General features: G+C 60.7%; 14 protein-coding genes. 6 read left to right on the top strand and 8 right to left on the bottom strand.

Translation table 11 applies throughout. The features are described from left to right. The 3 genes from BLR72_RS19810 to BLR72_RS19820 form a co-directional block, all read left to right on the top strand. Positions 1 to 1,824 (top strand): cellulose biosynthesis cyclic di-GMP-binding regulatory protein BcsB (locus BLR72_RS19810; protein ID WP_091951337.1); only part of this gene is annotated, 1,824 nt, incomplete at its 5' end. A gap of 56 nt (positions 1,825 to 1,880) precedes the next feature. Further along, on the top strand, positions 1,881 to 2,870 hold the full coding sequence (locus tag BLR72_RS19815) for a glycosyl hydrolase family 8 (protein ID WP_244506776.1): 990 nt from the start codon (positions 1,881 to 1,883) through the stop codon (positions 2,868 to 2,870). Further along, the gene (locus BLR72_RS19820; RefSeq protein ID WP_091951341.1) at positions 2,867 to 5,188 is read left to right on the top strand and encodes a tetratricopeptide repeat protein; all 2,322 of its coding nucleotides are present in this window, start codon (positions 2,867 to 2,869) and stop codon (positions 5,186 to 5,188) included. The genes BLR72_RS19815 and BLR72_RS19820 overlap by 4 nt, the downstream gene beginning before the upstream one ends. 32 nt (positions 5,189 to 5,220) lie before the next feature. On the opposite strand, the gene BLR72_RS19825 is transcribed toward BLR72_RS19820, so the two are convergent. Next, a complete protein-coding gene (locus tag BLR72_RS19825) occupies positions 5,221 to 6,474 on the bottom strand; it encodes a flavin-containing monooxygenase (RefSeq protein ID WP_348271831.1) in 1,254 nt (417 codons plus the stop codon). A 164-nt stretch (positions 6,475 to 6,638) separates the two neighbouring features. Between BLR72_RS19825 and BLR72_RS19830 the strand changes: the two genes are divergently transcribed. The 3 genes from BLR72_RS19830 (at position 6,639) to BLR72_RS19840 (ending at position 8,322) form a co-directional block, all read left to right on the top strand. Beyond that, the gene (locus tag BLR72_RS19830) at positions 6,639 to 6,845 is read left to right on the top strand and encodes a hypothetical protein (protein ID WP_091951345.1); all 207 of its coding nucleotides are present in this window, start codon (positions 6,639 to 6,641) and stop codon (positions 6,843 to 6,845) included. 245 nt (positions 6,846 to 7,090) lie between these two features. After that, a complete protein-coding gene (locus BLR72_RS19835; protein WP_091951347.1) occupies positions 7,091 to 7,699 on the top strand; it encodes a DUF6766 family protein in 609 nt (202 codons plus the stop codon). Between the two features lie 128 nt (positions 7,700 to 7,827). Next, positions 7,828 to 8,322: a YciE/YciF ferroxidase family protein gene (locus tag BLR72_RS19840; RefSeq protein WP_027232762.1), complete on the top strand. Its 495-nt coding sequence runs from the start codon at positions 7,828 to 7,830 to the stop codon at positions 8,320 to 8,322. Positions 8,323 to 8,397: 75 nt separating this feature from the next. Here BLR72_RS19840 and BLR72_RS19845 read toward each other — a convergent pair whose 3' ends face one another. From BLR72_RS19845 to BLR72_RS19875, 7 genes are read right to left on the bottom strand one after another with little or no spacing between them, the layout of a single operon-like run. Continuing rightward, a complete protein-coding gene (locus BLR72_RS19845) occupies positions 8,398 to 9,033 on the bottom strand; it encodes an RES family NAD+ phosphorylase (RefSeq protein WP_091951349.1) in 636 nt (211 codons plus the stop codon). Further along, positions 9,033 to 9,653 carry a MerR family transcriptional regulator gene (locus BLR72_RS19850; RefSeq protein WP_091951351.1) on the bottom strand — a complete coding sequence of 207 codons (621 nt, stop codon included), beginning with the start codon at positions 9,651 to 9,653 and terminating at the stop codon, positions 9,033 to 9,035. Before BLR72_RS19850 ends, BLR72_RS19845 begins: the two co-directional genes overlap by 1 nt. A gap of 60 nt (positions 9,654 to 9,713) precedes the next feature. Beyond that, positions 9,714 to 10,865 carry a VWA domain-containing protein gene (locus tag BLR72_RS19855; RefSeq protein WP_091951353.1) on the bottom strand — a complete coding sequence of 384 codons (1,152 nt, stop codon included), beginning with the start codon at positions 10,863 to 10,865 and terminating at the stop codon, positions 9,714 to 9,716. Next, a complete protein-coding gene (locus tag BLR72_RS19860) occupies positions 10,862 to 13,150 on the bottom strand; it encodes a DUF5682 family protein (RefSeq protein ID WP_091951354.1) in 2,289 nt (762 codons plus the stop codon). Before BLR72_RS19860 ends, BLR72_RS19855 begins: the two co-directional genes overlap by 4 nt. A gap of 3 nt (positions 13,151 to 13,153) precedes the next feature. After that, positions 13,154 to 14,236 (bottom strand): AAA family ATPase, encoded by a 1,083-nt coding sequence (locus tag BLR72_RS19865; RefSeq protein ID WP_091951356.1) that lies wholly within the window; start codon positions 14,234 to 14,236, stop codon positions 13,154 to 13,156. Beyond that, positions 14,229 to 15,638 carry a DUF5691 domain-containing protein gene (locus BLR72_RS19870; protein ID WP_139202560.1) on the bottom strand — a complete coding sequence of 470 codons (1,410 nt, stop codon included), beginning with the start codon at positions 15,636 to 15,638 and terminating at the stop codon, positions 14,229 to 14,231. Before BLR72_RS19870 ends, BLR72_RS19865 begins: the two co-directional genes overlap by 8 nt. Further along, positions 15,635 to 17,017: an SWIM zinc finger family protein gene (locus tag BLR72_RS19875; RefSeq protein ID WP_091951359.1), complete on the bottom strand. Its 1,383-nt coding sequence runs from the start codon at positions 17,015 to 17,017 to the stop codon at positions 15,635 to 15,637. The genes BLR72_RS19870 and BLR72_RS19875 overlap by 4 nt, the downstream gene beginning before the upstream one ends. Between the last annotated feature and the right edge of the window lie 144 nt (positions 17,018 to 17,161).

The following is a 17,161-nucleotide window of genomic DNA, read 5'->3' on the forward strand; positions in this document are numbered from 1 at the left end:
CAATCGACCTACGAATTGTGGACTGAAGTCGATCCGTCAAAGACTTATCTTTCTTTCACCGGGGACAATCCGCGCAGGCTCAAAAAGCTGGACGACATACGTGCAATCGGTGTCGACGGGACCGGAAGAACGGCGTTCAACATTGTCGTTCCCGCCATTGACCGCACCCAAGCGACGGCTCCCATGCTTCACACAGCCCAGGGTTTGGCGATCCTTGCCAATATGCCGAACCAGACGGTGACGGTCTCGTCCACCCTGCCGGCAGAGCAGTCGCCCGGTGCGCTGACGGTCCTTCTTGGTACCGACGAGGAACTGCAATCCCTCGCGCCGTGGGCAGGAGACAGTCGAACGGCGCCTGGCGTGGCATTCGTGGACGACCCTGCAAACGGCAGTTCGATACTCCGCTTTCGCGGCGCCGATTGGCAATCTGTCACCAATGCGGTTGCCGGGTTCGTCGACCCGCTGAAGCGCGATCTCAGCGTGCCGCGGACGTTCATTTCTACCCAGACATGGCGGTCACCCGACGTGCCGCTTTTCATTTCTTCATCGCGGGTAAAGCTCAGCGAACTTGGGGTGGATACGAAGAATTTCACCGGACGCCGGCTGCGTACGGAATTTGCAATTGGCGTTCCTTCGGATTTCTACGCGAACGAGTATGGAAAGGCGACCATTCTCCTCGACGCCGCCTACTCGGAAGACGTTTTGCCGGGCAGTCAGATCAATATTTACGTCAACGACAATATTGCCGCCACGCTACCGATAACCACTTCAGGCGGCGAAATCCTGCGGCATTTTCCGATCAGCTTCACCATGCGGCACTTCCGGCCCGGCGTGAACCTGATCACCATCGAGGCCGCGCTTACCACCAAGACGGATTCCATCTGCGCGCCTGGATCCAACGCATCCTCGACGACGCGGTTCGCGCTCTTCGATTCGTCTGAATTCGTCATTCCAAGTTTTGCCAGGATCGGTACCCTCCCCAACCTTGCCGGCTTGAGCGGAACGAGCTTCCCCTATAACCGTTCGAGCAAGCCATTGCCTGTCGTGATGAACAACGCCGGGGAAAAAAGCCTGTCGGCGGCCGCAACGCTGCTTGCCCGCATGGCCGTGGCTGCCGGACGGCCGATGGAGGTCGATCCGAGGGCTACCGCGAATTCCGCCATGAATTCAAATGCCCTGTTTATCGGCGCCATCCCGCAAATCGAATCGAGTGTCCTGACGCAGACCGGGATTTCCGAAAACACTCGGACGATCTGGAGCGCCGTCAAAGGCAATGTCGAACCGGCACCAGAGGAAAATACCCAAAGCGACTTCAACGAGTGGCGCGAGCGGCTTTCCGGTAGAGGTTGGCGCGGCCAGATTTCTTCTTTTGACGACTGGCTGAACCGCACGTTCAACATTTCCCTGGCGAGCCTCATGACCTCCGATGAGAGCGATGCGCCCTATACGCCGGAACCTGCCGCTACGCTCCTCGTTGCCCAACGGCCAAATCCGAACGGCGACGGGGTGTGGACAGTGGCAACGTCGGCAACAGACGACAATCTCATCGAGGGCGTCCGCGCCCTGACGCGGCAGGATCACTGGCCCGAACTCCAGGGCCATATTTCCATCTACAAAGCCGGCACCGACGAAATGCAGATGGTCCCGGTGGGTAACTACACCTTTGTTCAGTCACAGCCGCTGTCATTTTCGAACATGAGACTGGTCATCGCCAATTGGCTTTCCGGCAATATATTGTGGTTTTCGTTAATCCTTGTTGTCCTTGCCAGCGTGCTTGGCATCGCGACCTCGCGGATGCTGGCAAATCTCGGGAGGCGCATATGAGAGCCTATGCCTGCCTTCTATGTCTTTTGCTCGCCTGGGCCGGCAGCGGAGTTGCGATGGCGCAAAACTTGTCGGGAACCGTGAAACCAGCGGATTGGGCCGCCTATAAATCACGCTTCATTGATGCAGGTGGACGGGTGATTGATGATGCGAACGGCAATATCAGCCATAGTGAAGGCCAGGGTTATGGATTGCTGCTCGCATATCTTGCCAATAGCAAGGCGGATTTCGATCTGATCTGGTCATTTACAAAAACCGAGCTTTTGTTGCGCGACGACGGTCTTGCCATGTGGAAATGGGATCCCTCGGCAAAACCGCACATTGCCGACAGCAACAATGCCTCCGATGGCGATATTCTGATCGCCTATGCCCTGTTGCTGGCGGGAGGCGAGTGGGAACGCAACGATTTCATCGGCGCCGCAAAAACGATTATCGGCGGGATCGGCAAATCGAACGTTGTCAAATGGCAGGACCGCCTTCTCCTGCTGCCCGGTGCCAAGGGATTTTCGGAATCCGACCGCACTGACGGTCCGATCATCAACCTGTCCTATTGGGTCTTCGAGGCCTTTCCGAAATTTGCCTCGATCGACAAGACGACAGACTGGATGCAATTGAGCATGACCGGCGTCGGGCTTCTCAATAAGGCCAGTGCCGGTCCGCGGTCGCTGCCCACAGACTGGATGTCAGCCAAAACCCAGTTAAAGCCCGCCAAGGGATTTCCCGCGGAATTTGGGTACAACGCCTTGCGCATTCCCCTCTACCTTATGCGTGCCCGCATCTACGACCGGGAATTGCTTACGAGGTTGCGCAAGGGCATGACCTCGGAAAGCGGCCAGGTGGTCATTACCGACAGCGACAGCGGAAATGTGAAGGAAACGCTCTCCGACGCGGGGTATGCGATCATTCCGGCACTCGTCGCTTGCGTGCTGGACAAGGTAAAGTTGCCGGAGGCCGTACGCTCGTTCGAACCGTCTCTATACTACCCGTCAACGCTGCATTTATTATCGCTTTCGTTCGCCCATAGTCAGCATCCGGAATGTTTATGAAGAAGCCGGTCCTCATCATCGCACCCCTGATGGTCGCTTGCGCCGCAGCCTTTGCGCTTCAGCAAAGCTATCTGCCGGAGTCGGCGACGGCCGGAGAGACGATCCGGTCGGCGCTGATGGGAGGCGCAAAAGGCAGTTCCGCCCAAGCGGATTCAGCCGGTGAATATGTCATCGCGCAGTCCGGCCGAACGCCTGCTCGCCGCACGCAGCCTGCACCGGAGCAGCCGCCTGCTCCCGCGACGACGCCGAAAGTCGATGAAACCGCGCTGCGTTATTTTGCCCGCCAGGGCGATCAGCGCCGGTTGGCGGCGGAGATCGCCCGGTTGCGGGCGCTCTACCCCGATTGGACACCCCCCGCCGATCCCCTCGCCGTGCCAGTTCAGACCGATGCATCGCTCGATGCCATGTGGAAGCTCTATGCCGACGGCAAACTCGCCGAATTGCGCAAGGCCGTGCAGGATAGGCAGAGTACAGAACAAGGCTGGACACCGCCCGCCGATCTGATGGACCGATTGGACCTTGCCGAAGCGCGCGAGCAACTGATCAATGCCTCCGACCTGAAGCAGTACGATACGGTGATCCGCGTCGGCGCGGCCCATAACAGTCTGATGACCTGCAGCGAGATCGACGTGCTGTGGCGGACGGCCGAAGCTTTCGCCAAAACCGATCGCGAGGCCCGTGCGAAAGCTGCCTACGCATATATCCTCGAGACCTGTACCGATCCGGCTGAACGGCTTGCGACGGTGCAGAAGGCGCTGCCGCTCCTGACGCGGCCCGATCTCGACACGTTGTTGGCAAAGGCCAAAATCCTGCCCGACGGGAAGAGCGAATTCGATTCGATACGCGACGACCTTGCGCGCAAAGCCATCGCCGACGCAGGGTCTGACCCGAAACTTGTCGTACCCCAGCCCGATATCGAGCGGGTGGAGAAACTTGCGACCGCTACAACGGGGCCTTCCGATCCGCTTATCCTCGGTTGGTATTATCTGCGCCGCAATAATTTCGAGGCGGCAGAAAAATGGTTCAAGCTTTCATATGATCGCGAAAGCGCGCCGTCATCCGCGCAAGGCTTCGCACTTGCGATGATCGCGCGCTCGCGCCCGGCAGAAGCCGAAGCAGTCATGTACGAATGGCGCGACAGCTCGGACGACACGAAGGCGGTCTACATGGCTGCCGTGGCAAATCTTCTGGCGCAGGACCCGCCGGTGGAGATTGCGCCTGCGATCCTGCAGCGCATGGTGCCGGAGGTCGTGGAAGCAAAGGATGCCAATGCCGCGCAGCAGCTCGGTTGGTACGCTTATCTGCTCAATCAGTTCGAGACCGCTTCAGGCTGGTTCTCGATGGCCCTGCAGTGGAAGCCGGACGACGAACCATCCTCCTACGGGCTCGTACTGACGCGCCAACAGCTCGGTGATGCGGCAGGCGTAGCGGCGATCCAGCGGCGCTGGGCTGGTCGCTCGGAGCGCATCGCGCGGCTCGGTGAACAGCGCAAGACGCGGCAACCCGGGCTAGCGCCCTCGCCCGAGCGGTTCGGCGACACGCTGGAGCAAACGCAACTGCGGCCGACCCTGACCACGCCGCTTGCGCTGCAGGATATGCCAGCCCCGATTTCCCCTGCCAGCCCACCGGCGGCGCCTCGGACGCTGGCGGACCAGGTCGCCGAGACCATTTCCCGCCAGCGAGCCGACGCATACGAGCAGCCTGCACTCCAAACCGAGCAGGCGCCCCGACCGAGATCGCCGGAAGCGCGTCCGCGTCAAGCGACGCGCGCGGCCACCAACAATGCCGGCGCGCGTTCGGTCCGCGGCTGCACGACAACGATCGACCCGCAGGCTCTTTCACCCGAGAACGCGTTGTCGCGTGGCTGGTGCCTCATGGATATCAATCGCCCACTCGAGGCAGCCGCAGCATTCGAACGCGGCCTCCTGAGCCGGTCTGAGGCACAGCGGAGCGACGCAGCCTATGGCCAAAGCCTTGCCTATCTGCGTGCCGGTCTCAGCGACAAGGCCGCGGTGGCCGCCTCAAAGGCTCGCCAGCAGCAATCCCGCCAGATCGAACTCGACATCGCACTGCTTTCGTCGCGCGCAACGGAGGCCTTCAACGCCGGCCGTCCGAACGAGGCCATCCTCGCACTCGACCAGCGGGCGCGGATCGCTCCCGAACGCACCGACCTCATGATCCTGCGCGGCTATTCCTACATGAAGTTGAACCGGCTCGCCGATGCCTTGCGCATTTTTGAGGCCGTTGCGGCGACCGGCAACAAGGAAGGCTTGCGGGGGATAGCAACGATAAGGGCGATAAGGAACAAAGAGTACTGAGGGCAGTGCAGCTTCTCGTGAATGCCAACGGATCACGAACGTCCCAGAATGTGTTCGACAAGACGAGTTGCTTCGTCGGCGACCGCCAATATGATGCCAGACTTGCGTGTCGAGCCGAAATCCAGTCCCGCGAAGTAGAGGCCCGGGAGGACCCCGACGCCATCCTTGTGAATCGGCTGTCCGGCAGCGTCGAGCGCAGCTGCAAGTTTCACATAGCTGAAATCGCCCTTGAAGCCGGTGCACCACACCACGCTCGTGATACCGAACCCGGCAAGATCGAGCGAATTGATGGCGGGATCCGGCCGATGCCACTGGACCGTCTCCGCTGCGTCAGGAACCGGAACCGGCGCATCGATACCGGCTCGGGCGATATATTCATCGATAAAGCGTTTGGCACTATCCGAGGCTTCGTCTCCAAAGCGAACATTTGCTTCGACATCGTCGGCGAAAGCGAGGCGGCCATGCACAACACCTGTCAATCGCCCGAGAAGCACAATCCCCTGGGCGGCGAGCGCCTGAAGGCTTATCGTGTGCTCCGACCCGAGTACACCACGCGCCGGGATGCGTCCGGCCGACCGAATGATCTCCTCTCGCCGCAGGTCGAGAAACCCGCTTTCATCCAGCCAGATCATGATATCGCGCCCGCGGTAACGCCGTGGGAGCCGCCCGACGCGGCTCGTCGCAAGGAACACCGTCCGACCCGCTTGCGCCAGTTCCTCAGCGATCTGGGCCCCTGATTGGCCGCTTCCAACCACCAGAACCGCTCCACGCGGCAGATCGGCAGCACTTCGATAGCCCGAAGCGTCGACCTGATAAATATCAGGCGGCATCGCATCCGACGAGACCGGACGCACCGCACGATTGAGGCTGCCGCTTGCGATGATCACGTTGCCCGCCCGATGTGTGCCGCGTGAGGTGGTCAGCCGATAGTTGCCATTCTCGTGCGTAAGTTCGCTCACTGCTGTGTCGGGCTCGATAGGCAGGCCGTTTCTCCCGGCGAAGTCCTCGAGCAGGGCGACGAACTGGTCGCGCGTTAGGCAGCCGTACGGATCCTTACCCTCGTACCGGTCTCCAGGCATTGTAGTCTGCACGTTGGGCGTATTCATATGAAAGGCATCCCACCGCTGCGTGCGCCACGTCTCTCCTATGCGACCACGCTCCACCACGCTATGGCGCAAGCCCCGTCGTGCCAGCCAATAGCTTACACCGAGGCCCGCCCAGCCGGCCCCGATGACAACAGCGTCGAGAACATCGCCACTACCATCCATTTGCTGCGGTGATTTCATGATCGGCATCCCCCGAGCCATCCCCGCTCGGTATTAAGCCTTGTTGACCGCAACTAGTCCAGCGCCGCCGGTCTCTTTGCGATGAGCTATCCGCTTGGTCTGCAAGGAGACCCGGGCGGGAACCAAAAGCAACGGTCGTAAGTTGCTGCTCAAAGGAGATACCGATGTCAAACACTGGCAAAAACCGAGACTCCCAGAAGACCCCAAAGGCGGACGCCAAGGGACAATTTGCCCGCACGGGCCACGGTTCGGACAATGACGGCGTCGTAAGTGCGAACCCCCGGGTGCTTTCGGGAAAGTCGGATGGTGACGCGACATTCAAGACAGATGCAAAAGCGAATGAACGTGACAGGCGTGCACCGGCGAAATAATCGGCGGTGCTTGCTGGCCGATCGCGATCACCGGCTGCAACGATCTCGGCATAAAGCCACCATGCGATTATTTTCGTTCAACCGAAGACCGTCTCAACAGTTGGAAACCGCTGAAATTCTGGAGGCCCGGTACTGCGCTTCCCGTCCGGCTTCTGCCATGTCCGGTGCGGAACGTTCCAGGAATCGTGCCGTTAAGAACTTAAGACAATACACGTCGACGTTTAAGATCGGTCGGAGAGGGTTGAATGCGTTTCCTGCGAAACAATGGGCTGACAATTGCGCTTTTTCTGGCCTTTGCCGGGAGCGTGGTCGGCATGATCTGGTCCGGTTGGCGGCAACAAAACCAGGAGTTGAGTCTTCATGGGCAAGCGCTCCTGTCTCTGACCGGCTACCTGTCCGATGAGGCATTCTGGTCCGCTTTGTTTGAGAACTGGGAAAGCGAGTGGTTGCAGATGGCGACCTACGTCGTATTGACGGCTTATCTTTTTCAAAAGGGCTCTTCTGAATCGCGCGATCCTGACAAGCCTGAAAAAAAGCAGGACCCCGGCAGCGGAAGCTGGATTTACGATCATTCCCTGGGATTGGCACTGTTGGCTTTATTCGGCTTGTCCTTCGCCGGGCATTTCTTCGCAAGCCTCGCCACTTACAACTCTGAGGCCGCCTTGCACGGGGAGGCGGCGCTAACGCCGTTGAGCTATATGGGCAACGCCCAGTTCTGGTTCGAGTCGTTTCAAAATTGGCAATCGGAGTTCTTCTCGACTGCCATGCTTGTCGTTCTGTCCATCTTTCTGCGGTATCGCGGGTCCCCTGAATCCAAGAAAGTTATGGCGGCTAATCAACAGACCGGAGATTAGCGGCGGCGCGATCTCTGAGATCGCGGTCCTTGTGACCAGATATCGGCAAGCCATCGCGCGGTGTTACGGAACGCTAGTGTATCTCCCGCGTTGGAAGCCTGTAGATATCCCACTAGGAGAACACACTGATGGCCGACAAAACACTCGAAACATTGTTTCATGAAACGTTGAAAGACGTCTACTACGCCGAGCGCAAGATTTTGAAGGCATTGCCCAAGATGGCACGTGGCGCAACCTCGCCCGACCTAAAAGCCGCTTTTGAGAAGCACCGTGGCGAGACCGAAATCCATGTCGAACGTCTCCAGGAGGTATTCGAGATTTTGGGCAAGCCGGCACGTGGCAAGACTTGCGATGCTATCGAAGGTATCCTCGCCGAAGGCGACGAAATCCTCGAAGATTTCAAGGGGCAGCCAGCTCTCGATGCGGGCCTGGCTTCAGCCGCGCAAGCCGTCGAACATTACGAAATGGCCCGCTATGGGACATTGGCCCGCTGGGCCGGCGAGCTTGGCTTAAAGGACGCACAGAAGCTTCTCGTCACCACTTTACAGGAAGAAACGAAAACCGACGAAGCTTTGACCGCATTGGCGGAAGGCGCTTTGAACCCGGCAGCGATGGCTGCCTGATTCGACAGGGAGCGCTTTCAAAAGGCGCTCCCCTCTTCTCCAGCGTCAATGGTCCATGTTGCCACCGGACAGGCCTCATGCGCTGGGCGATATCGACTTCCCATAGCGGTCGAGCAGGACCGCGACATCCTTCAGAATCGCTGTCAGGAGTCTAGTCCTGTCAATCGCGATCGTCAGGTCCCGACGCTCAAACAGCGCTATGCAGATCTCGCCGGGATCGTGTCGCGATTGATAGGCCAGTCCGTCAGGCTGGTCGGGATGATCCCATAGTGCGTCAGCCCACTGCCCGCATGGCTCATATGGCCCTGTGGAAATCGCGTTGTCCGTGCCCAGCGCCTGCAACCCCGTTCCGTGCACCCGCACGATACGAAGATCGCGTTGCGATCTGAGTTCGGTTGCGGCTCGACTGGTAATTTCGGACGCGGGCACCATCAGCCGTTGCGGGTTACGCAGGATCGTTTCCGCCAGTGCCCCGCTTAGTGACATTCCCACATAGAGCACTCCGAAGCGGCCGCCGGCGCTGTCGAAGCGATTTGTTGGCGAGCTGCCTTTTCCCGGTCCGAAGAAGACGGGGGCAAGTGTGGAACGGTGGATGCGATGCAGCACCGTTCCGGCAGGCAACAGGTCGATTGGCAAGGGCTTTGTGTCGAGCCAGGCAGGCGGTGGCGGCGCGGCCCCGGAAGGGCCACGCTGATCAGTGCTTGCCGCCATCAGGCAAAGCCATCCGATCCATCAGCGCGGACAAGCCGCAAGACGGCGTCCACCTCTCCGTGCCGCAGCGCCTCAAGTGGCGATCGACCGCCAAGCACTGTGTCGGGAGCAAGCAAGAAGTCGAGAGTTGCCCACGGACCTGCCGACGCAAGGCCACGCACGACATCGGCGATCCCGGCAATCACCTCACCCTCATTGAGTTGGCAGGCTGGGTAGCGCCAGTCGCCGCCTTCGCGAACAGCCAGCATTGTGTTCGACCGCCGTCTCTTGTCGACCGCCTGTCTGGTGATGCCAAGGATTCGGCCCGCTTCGTCTGCGGACAATACGCCGCCCGCAAGCTTGAGCAGCCGCTGGCGATGTTCGACATTCCGGGCGAGCGCCGGGACCAGTGGATCGAGATCGGTCACCGCCGATCCCAGTATATCCGAGCGGCTGAGTAGCTGGGCAAGCGAGCCGGCGTCGGTCGGGGCGGCAAGCGCATCCGTCAACGTCTTCGCCGACGCATTTGCGGAGATGCGCTCCAGCGCTGACATTGCCCGTCGCAGGAACGCCGCCTGGACGGAATTCGGATCAGCATGAATATTGAGCGTCAGGGTCGGCGCAGCATGTTCGCGGGCCATCGCGACCTCCAGTGGTTGTCTTTGTATTTATATGGTTCAAGAATATACAAAGTCAACCTACTACGAGGCCGCGCGCACGAGGTCGATGCCGTTTGCGCTTGCCCATTGTCCGATGTCCTGCCGCGTCAAGGCGCATGCCATCATATCCGGAAATTGATCCGGCGTGCAGGCAAAGACCGGACAATCCATCGCGGCGATCGCGCTGGCATTGCGCACGTCGTAGCTCGGCCGGCCGTCGTCGGACAGCGCCAGCAGCACGATTACGTTGACGCCCGCCTGCTTGAATGCCGCTACGCGCGCCAGCATCGACGCTGCATGCCCGCCCTCGCAGAGGTCCGTGACGAGAACGAGGTGCGTCTTGCCTGGCCGGTCGATTTTGGTCTCACAATAGGCAAGCGCAGCATTGATATCGGTGCCACCCCCCAGTTGAACCCCGAAAAGCACCTTTACCGGGTCCGCCAGCTCCTCCGTCAGATCTACGATAGCCGTATCGAAGCAGATGAGTTTCGTTGAAAGAACCGGCAGGGACGCCATAACCGCCGCAAAGATCGACGCATAGACGACGGATGTCGCCATCGACCCCGATTGATCGACGCACAGCACGACGTGATCGAGATCGGCTCTCGTGCGGGTCTTGCGGGCGAAACCGATCAGCGTCTCCGGCACCACCGTGTTGTAGCGCTCCTGGTAGTGGCGAAGATTGGCACGGATCGTTCGCGGCCAGTCGATATCGGCGTGCCGCGGCCGACGTGTCCGCCGCGACCGGTTGAGAGCGCCGGACAATTTCTCAACGGTCTTTGCCCGAAGGCGCTGCATCAGTTCCTCAACGACCTTGTCGATCACCATCCTGGCGGTCTCCAGCGTCCTTTCGGGCATCGCGCCTCGCAGCGAGATGAGATCGGCCACGAGATGCACATCTGCTTCCAGTGTCGCAATGAATTCCGGCTCCAGCATCAGTGCCTTCAGATTGAGACGTTCGAAGGCGTCCTTCTGGATAATCTGCACGACCGGTGCGGGGAAGAATTCGCGGATATCGCCGAGCCAGCGCGAGACCTTCGGGGAAGAAGCACCGAGCCCGCCGCGCTTCCCCCGCGTCTCCGACGCGTAGAGAGCAGACAGCGCGTGGCCAAGTCGCTGGTCGCGTTCGCCAAGTCCATCCATGTCGTCATCGCCAAGTGCCAGTTTCCAGCGGCGGATTTGTTCCGAAGTCATGCGCTTATTCCCAGGATTTGCTTCAGCAGCGGGAGCGCGCGTTCGAAGGCGGGATTCTCTTCGCTCACGGATCGCACTGGCCTCCGCTCCTTTCTGCCGCCCGCGATGCGCTCAAGCACTCGCTTTCGGCCGACGGAATCAAGGCCGGCAAGGGCGCGTCGGAAGAGCGGCAGGCTCTCGACGAAAGTCTCCTCGTCCAGTCCGCAAAGCCACTCGTCGATCAGAAAGAGCAGCGTCTGGTCCTGAATAAGCACGTCCGCGGACCCGGCAACGAAAGCTTCGATGAAAGCGCCGGCGCGGGACGGCATTTCACCAAGCACATGCCGCGAGAAGGCAGCCGACACCTGCAACTCATCCCACAGGCCGAGATCATGCAGGCGGCGCAGGCTGAAACCGATGAGAGGCGCAAGGGATTGCGCATCATCGACCATAAGCGCGAGTTGACGCCGCCAATCCTCGAGCAGTCCTGAATCCCCAAAAAAGCCGACGGCTTCGTCGTAGGCGCGCATTGCATTCAAGCGCTGCAAGGTTGCCTCGTCGTCGAGTTGGCGAGAACCGACGCGGACACCGGCATTAGCTTCTGCACTAAGCGCCGTGATCAGGGCACGCAATTCCAACTCCGGCAGCTTACGGGCGGTGCCGTAGCGTACGATACGCACGAGAGGAGCGACGGCGTTCATCACGTCGGTAATATCGTTGTTATGCACGGCGGTCGCCTGCAAAAGGTTGATGCAGGTGCTGGCGGCTTGCGGAAGATCGGCAACCAGTGCGTAGCGGACAAGTTCGGCAAGTTGCGCAATGCCATCCGTTTTGTGAGCGCGTTCGACGGTTGCGGAGGCCGCGGCCTGCTCAATGGTAAGCCCCCAGACCAGGGCTTCTGCCAGGCGGACAGACATGTCGGGAGACCAGGACACGCTCCAGATCTCGCGATAGGTTCCCCGGCCCGCCTCGGCGTCAATCAGGCGGCCCCAATTAACGCGGATAAGATTGAGACGGTGCAGCAAGGTCGATTTGAGGAGGCCTGCCTCGCTGCGAAGATCGAGCTTTATTTCGCTCGGCTGCTCGTCCGGCTTGAGCCGCGTCTTGCGGCACCAAAGCTCGAAATCCTTCGCCAGCGGCATTTGCGGAACCGCCTTATCGATCTTGCCTATACGGCTGTCGATATAAAGTTTCCGCTCGATCATCGCCAACTGGATATCGTCTCCGTGGCAAAGGCTCGAAAGGGATGCATCCCGCATTTCGGCGAGGCCAGGCATGCCGATCCCGCGCATGCTTGCAAGTGCGAGTGCGAGGCGCGCGGCCTCTATGGCGGAGGCCGTCGAAGCGTCGAACCCCTCCTGCCGTAAAAGCGCCGCTGTCCGGGCCTGCCAGCCCGCCGCAAAGGCCTCTGGTCCATCGTGACGGTCGCCCGAATAGAGGTCCCAAAGATGGCGATACCATCCGGGAGAAACCACGCCTGCGCCGTATCCGGAGGCACGGCTCAGCCGCCCATCGCTCCAGGGCGCCCAGGTCGCTTCGACCTTTATTTTTGGAAGGTCCTTTATGATTGCACGGTCCTCGGCAGCGGACGTGGCTGTGCTCAGCCCGCCGATGTGCCAGGCGCCTACCACCACCGCGACTTCGCCATCGTGCTGCTTCAGCGCGTCCCTTATGTGGATCCGCATGAAAGCCTCACGGCGCTCTTCGCGCAGCCGCTCCGCAGCGCTCCTGTCATCGTAGCCGCCGGGATACTTTCGCAGTTCGGTCATGGCCGTTTCAATGGCGGCGAAGATGTCGAGGGGCGACTGGCCGCCACCATATTGTTCGATCAAACCGTTCCAGAAGGTTTCCCCGTCACTGTATCCGGCTGCGCCGGCCAGCATATCGAGAGGATCGAGGCGCCCTGCGTGACCGGCGTCGTTCCCGCTTTCGTCCGCTTCAGCGTCAGCGTCTGCTGCGTCCTCTTCGCGCCCGGCCTTGGCGAGCGCCAGCGAAACAGCGGCGGGCCAATCGATGAACCGCACCGGACGGGCGCGCGCGATGGCCCATTGGATCGCAACCCACTCCGGCGAGAAATCGGCAAACGGGGCAAAAGCCGCATTGGCAGCTTCTTCAGCTGCGTAGAACAGCATCGCCAGCGGCGGCTTCATGCCGGGGAGCGCCGCATACTGGATCAACGCATCGCCCTCGGGCGGGCCCTCGATCAGCACACAGGCGGGATCGAGCGCATCCAGCGCACCCTTCAACAGGGCCGCCGAGCCCGGGCCGTGGTGGCGAATTCCAAAAAGATGCGCCTGGCGCTTCACGGCTCAGACCACCTCGCGAATAGCTTCGTAGAGGTCGCTCCAGCCATCGCGCGTACGCAGGACGGTTTCGAGATATTCAGACAGCGCAACGCCGTCCTGCACCGGATCCTTGACAACAGCACCGACGATGTTTGCAGCAAGCGCATTTGCATCGATACGGCCATTGCCAAAATGCGCAGCTTCCGCCCATGCCGACACGCCGACGGAGATCGCCTCCGCGGTTGAAAGCGTGCCGGTCGAGGTCTTGAGCTTGATCTTGCCATTCAACGTCTTGCCGTCGCGGATCTCCCGGAACAGGACAACGATGCGGGCGAGTTCCTTGTCCGCAGGCTGGATCGCCGGCAGTCTGAGATTGTTGCCGATCTCGTTGACGCGTTTGACGACGATCTGCGTCTCCTCCTCCAGCGTGCCCGGCGACGGCAATACCACGACGTTAAAGCGGCGCTTCAAAGCCGAGGACAGATCGTTCACCCCCTTGTCGCGATTGTTGGCGGTGGCGATGATGTTGAAGCCGCGTTCAGCATTGATCGCAATGTCGAGCTCCGGCACTGGCAGGGTCTTTTCCGAAAGGACGGTGATCAGCGTATCCTGCACCTCCGAGCCCATGCGGGTCAGTTCTTCAAGCCGAAGAAGCGTGCCCTCTTCCATCGCCCGTACCAGAGGCGTCTTGACCAGAGCCTCCGGCGACGGCCCCTTGGCGAGGAGCAGCGCATAGTTCCAGCCGTAGCGGATCTGGTTCTCGTCCGTGCCGGCCGTGCACTGAATCAAACGTTGCGAGGAACCGGAAATTGCGGCGGCGAGGTGTTCGGACACCCAGGATTTGGCGGTGCCCGGCAAGCCGAGCAGCAGCAACGCCCGGTCAGTCGCAAGCGTCGCGATCGCCGTCTCGATCAGCCGTCGGCTACCGACATATTTGGCCGAGATAGGCGTTCCGTCGGCAGCATCGCCGCCCAGTAGATAGGTAGCGACCGCCTGAGGTGAGAGCTTCCAATTGGTGGGACGGGGACGGTCGTCGCCCTTCGCGAGCGCCTCCAGTTCGGCCGAGTAAATCTCTTCCGCAGGACGACGAAGTAAAGCTTCAGACATCTATGGTCTCCAATTTGTCCATGAGATCGAGAAAAAGGATGGCGTTGCCGCACTCCGCCGGATCGAAGGCGGCAAGCTGGGTGCGAAGCAGGGAGCGCATCGGTGCCGGGCACATGATGGCCATACTGGCTGCGATATCCGCGTCGAGGTACGTCTTTTCATTGCCGAACGATTGCCATTGCTTGGATCGCAGCAGATCACTGAAGAGGGCCTGTGTCGCCTCGCCGCCGAGAAAACGCGCCAGCTGGCCTATGATCCACCGTGCAGTGTCGTTCGTCCACCTGTCCGGGCGGAAGATATAGGCGGCCCATACCTGACGCATCTCAGGCGGATATTGCGCCAGCAGATCAGCCTCCAGCCGCATGAACGGCTCCCAACTGGCATGGAGATGACCATCGCTGATCAATTTCACGATATCGAGGCGCTTGTCCTGTGTGGCCATGAGCAAAAAGGCGACCAGAAGTTCGTCTTGCTTGGCTGCTGCCACCATCGCCTCCACCGAGAGCGACAGGGCGTTGGCGAGTTTATCCAGTCCGACCGGGCCGAAGGTTTCGTTGAGCCAGGCCATCACGGTGTTTTCCCTGACCGTTGCGGGCAACTCCAGCGTGAGGCTTTTCTTCTTGAAAAGGATGCCGGACTTCGTGACCTTGATGCACTCCAGTGCAGCGCGCAGGGGCGGATCGTCCCCTTCAAAGGCGGGCAACCGGACGAGCAGTCTTGCAGCAAGGTCGCGCACGCGGGGCGCGCGATCCTTGTCGAGACCCTTGAGAAAAGGCGCGTCGGCTTCCGACAGGTTCTCCCGCAAAGCTTCGAGAAGTCGTACGCGGCTTTCGGCGCTTTCCGCCTGCCAGGCCGTTGTCACCAGGCCGCGCGCCGCTTCCGGGTCCGATTTGCGGCGTTCCTGGATGTATCCCGCCTTCACCGCGGGCGTCGCATGCATCCAGTTGCTATCATGCAGACTGTCGGGTGCGAAGTAGTTCTGCTGCTGCGTGACAGGGACTTCCCGCTGCGAAAAGGCAAGGGCTTCGGCGCCGAGATGCTCCGCATATGCCCTCACCATGGTCTCGAGCTTTGGCAGGTCGAACGGATGCAACCGAAGCCTTCTCTCGGTCAGTTTGCGAACGATGGCCGCTGTCAGCCGGCTCGATGCCTGGTTCTTGGGGGTGAGGAGCCGCAGCAGAAGCTTTCTTGCTGCGTCCGGAACGATTGTCGCGTGATCAACGACAGGTATCCCGGCATCAAACTGTTCCGGCGATAAGGGACGCTCAAATCGCATCGCCTGGCCCGCCAGCGCGAGAGCCTGCAGGGCGTCGCTAACACCTGCCGCGTCGAGCGGCAGACCATCCTTTGCGCCCGAGAGAAGACGCGGCACGATCACATCTGTCAGACTGGATACGTTCACGCTGTCCACCGCCCGAGTATCGTTTCCGCCCAGAACAGCGTGAACTCATTGCCGTCCCAAAGACCTGCACCGTCGATGTTTTCCAGTTGCAGAAGCGGCCAGACCGCATCGGCTTGCGATTTCACCACCGGCAGGCAGATCGTTTCATCATCGAGATAGATGTTCTCCCCCGAGGTCCGGAGCCGGGCCGCGCGAAACATCACTGGAAAGTCACCGAGCCAGGGCTTTGCAATCAACGCATCCTCATAGCGGCCGTAGGCCGATGCGAGGTCTTCGGCGGGAAGGTTCAAAGGTGCGTCGGACGGCATGGTGCTCCCGGTCTGCACCGCAATCTGCGCCCGCAGCGGAACGCTGGACGGATAGAAGACGAGCTCGGCATCGAATGTATCGCCGATGCCATAGACGCCCGCGGACACGCCTGCAGCAACCGGGACGTATTCGATGAGAACGGCGGGCTTGTCGTTGCCCTGGAGCCAGGTTTCGATACGCCGCAGCTTGTCAGGCTGAATCTCGCTGCGGGTAGCCCAGACGCGCCAGGTGTCCGATATGCGGAGCGCCTCCTCATCATCGAGCAATGCGGCACGCGTGATGTTCCAACCAACCATCTGGCGGACGTCCTGACGCAGTGGATCGGCGAGGTCGGCCTGACGGCGATAGGCTGCGGCCAGAAGATGCAGCATTGCAAGTTCGGTGATTGCCGCAGTGGGACGGGCCGGTGCGGGAAGCACAAAAAGTCGCGTCGACAGGGTATCAACACGCAGCGCCAGGCCGGGCGCCTTGGCATCAAACAGGCGCTGTGCCATCACCCGGCATGCGGCCGAAGCTTTGGCCGGAAACGCGGCAATACCGCCGTCCAGTTGATCGCCAAGCCAGATATCCAGTTCATCGAGACCATTGGCGATGGAAGCCTCACGCTCGATCCGGCTTCGCTCGCGGGCAGCGGCGGCGCGGGCATCCGCTTTTGGATCAGCCGGCGCCTCGGCGTCTTCAACCGCCTCGATCGAGACCCGAGGTTTATTAACAGCGTTCGTGGCGGGCCCGGCAGAAGGGCCACGGCGGCGCGATACCCATTCGGCGACCCACTCGGGAGCCGCTGCGGTCGCAAATGCTGCCTCGCCTTCAGCCCGTATCCACATGAGCGCGAGCCCGTGCTTGCAAGGAAACTTTCGGCTTGGGCAACTACATTTGTACCCGGCGTCGACTTCCGAAACGACTGTCCGGTAGGGCGTGGAGCCGGACCCCTGGCACTCGCCCCAAACCAGGCCAAAGCCGTCCTGGGCGAGCGTCGGCCAATTCGAGCGGTTGAGGAGTTTCTTCGCAGCCGCAAGCGATGCCTGATCCGGCGCAAGCGCTTCGAGCCTTGCCAGGGTCAGGCTCAATGAACCCTCCGGCACGGTTGCATCTGCCTGGGGCTCTTCATTCTCGCTCTGCTTTGCGAAGTTTCAGTCCGGTCTAGCATAGGCTTTGATTACAAATTCTTGCGTAAAATTCGTCTAATACAAGCTAATTGCCGCAATCCTACG

It is taken from the genome of Phyllobacterium sp. YR620, assembly GCF_900104165.1.
Taxonomy (GTDB): Bacteria; Pseudomonadota; Alphaproteobacteria; order Rhizobiales; family Rhizobiaceae; genus Phyllobacterium; species Phyllobacterium pellucidum.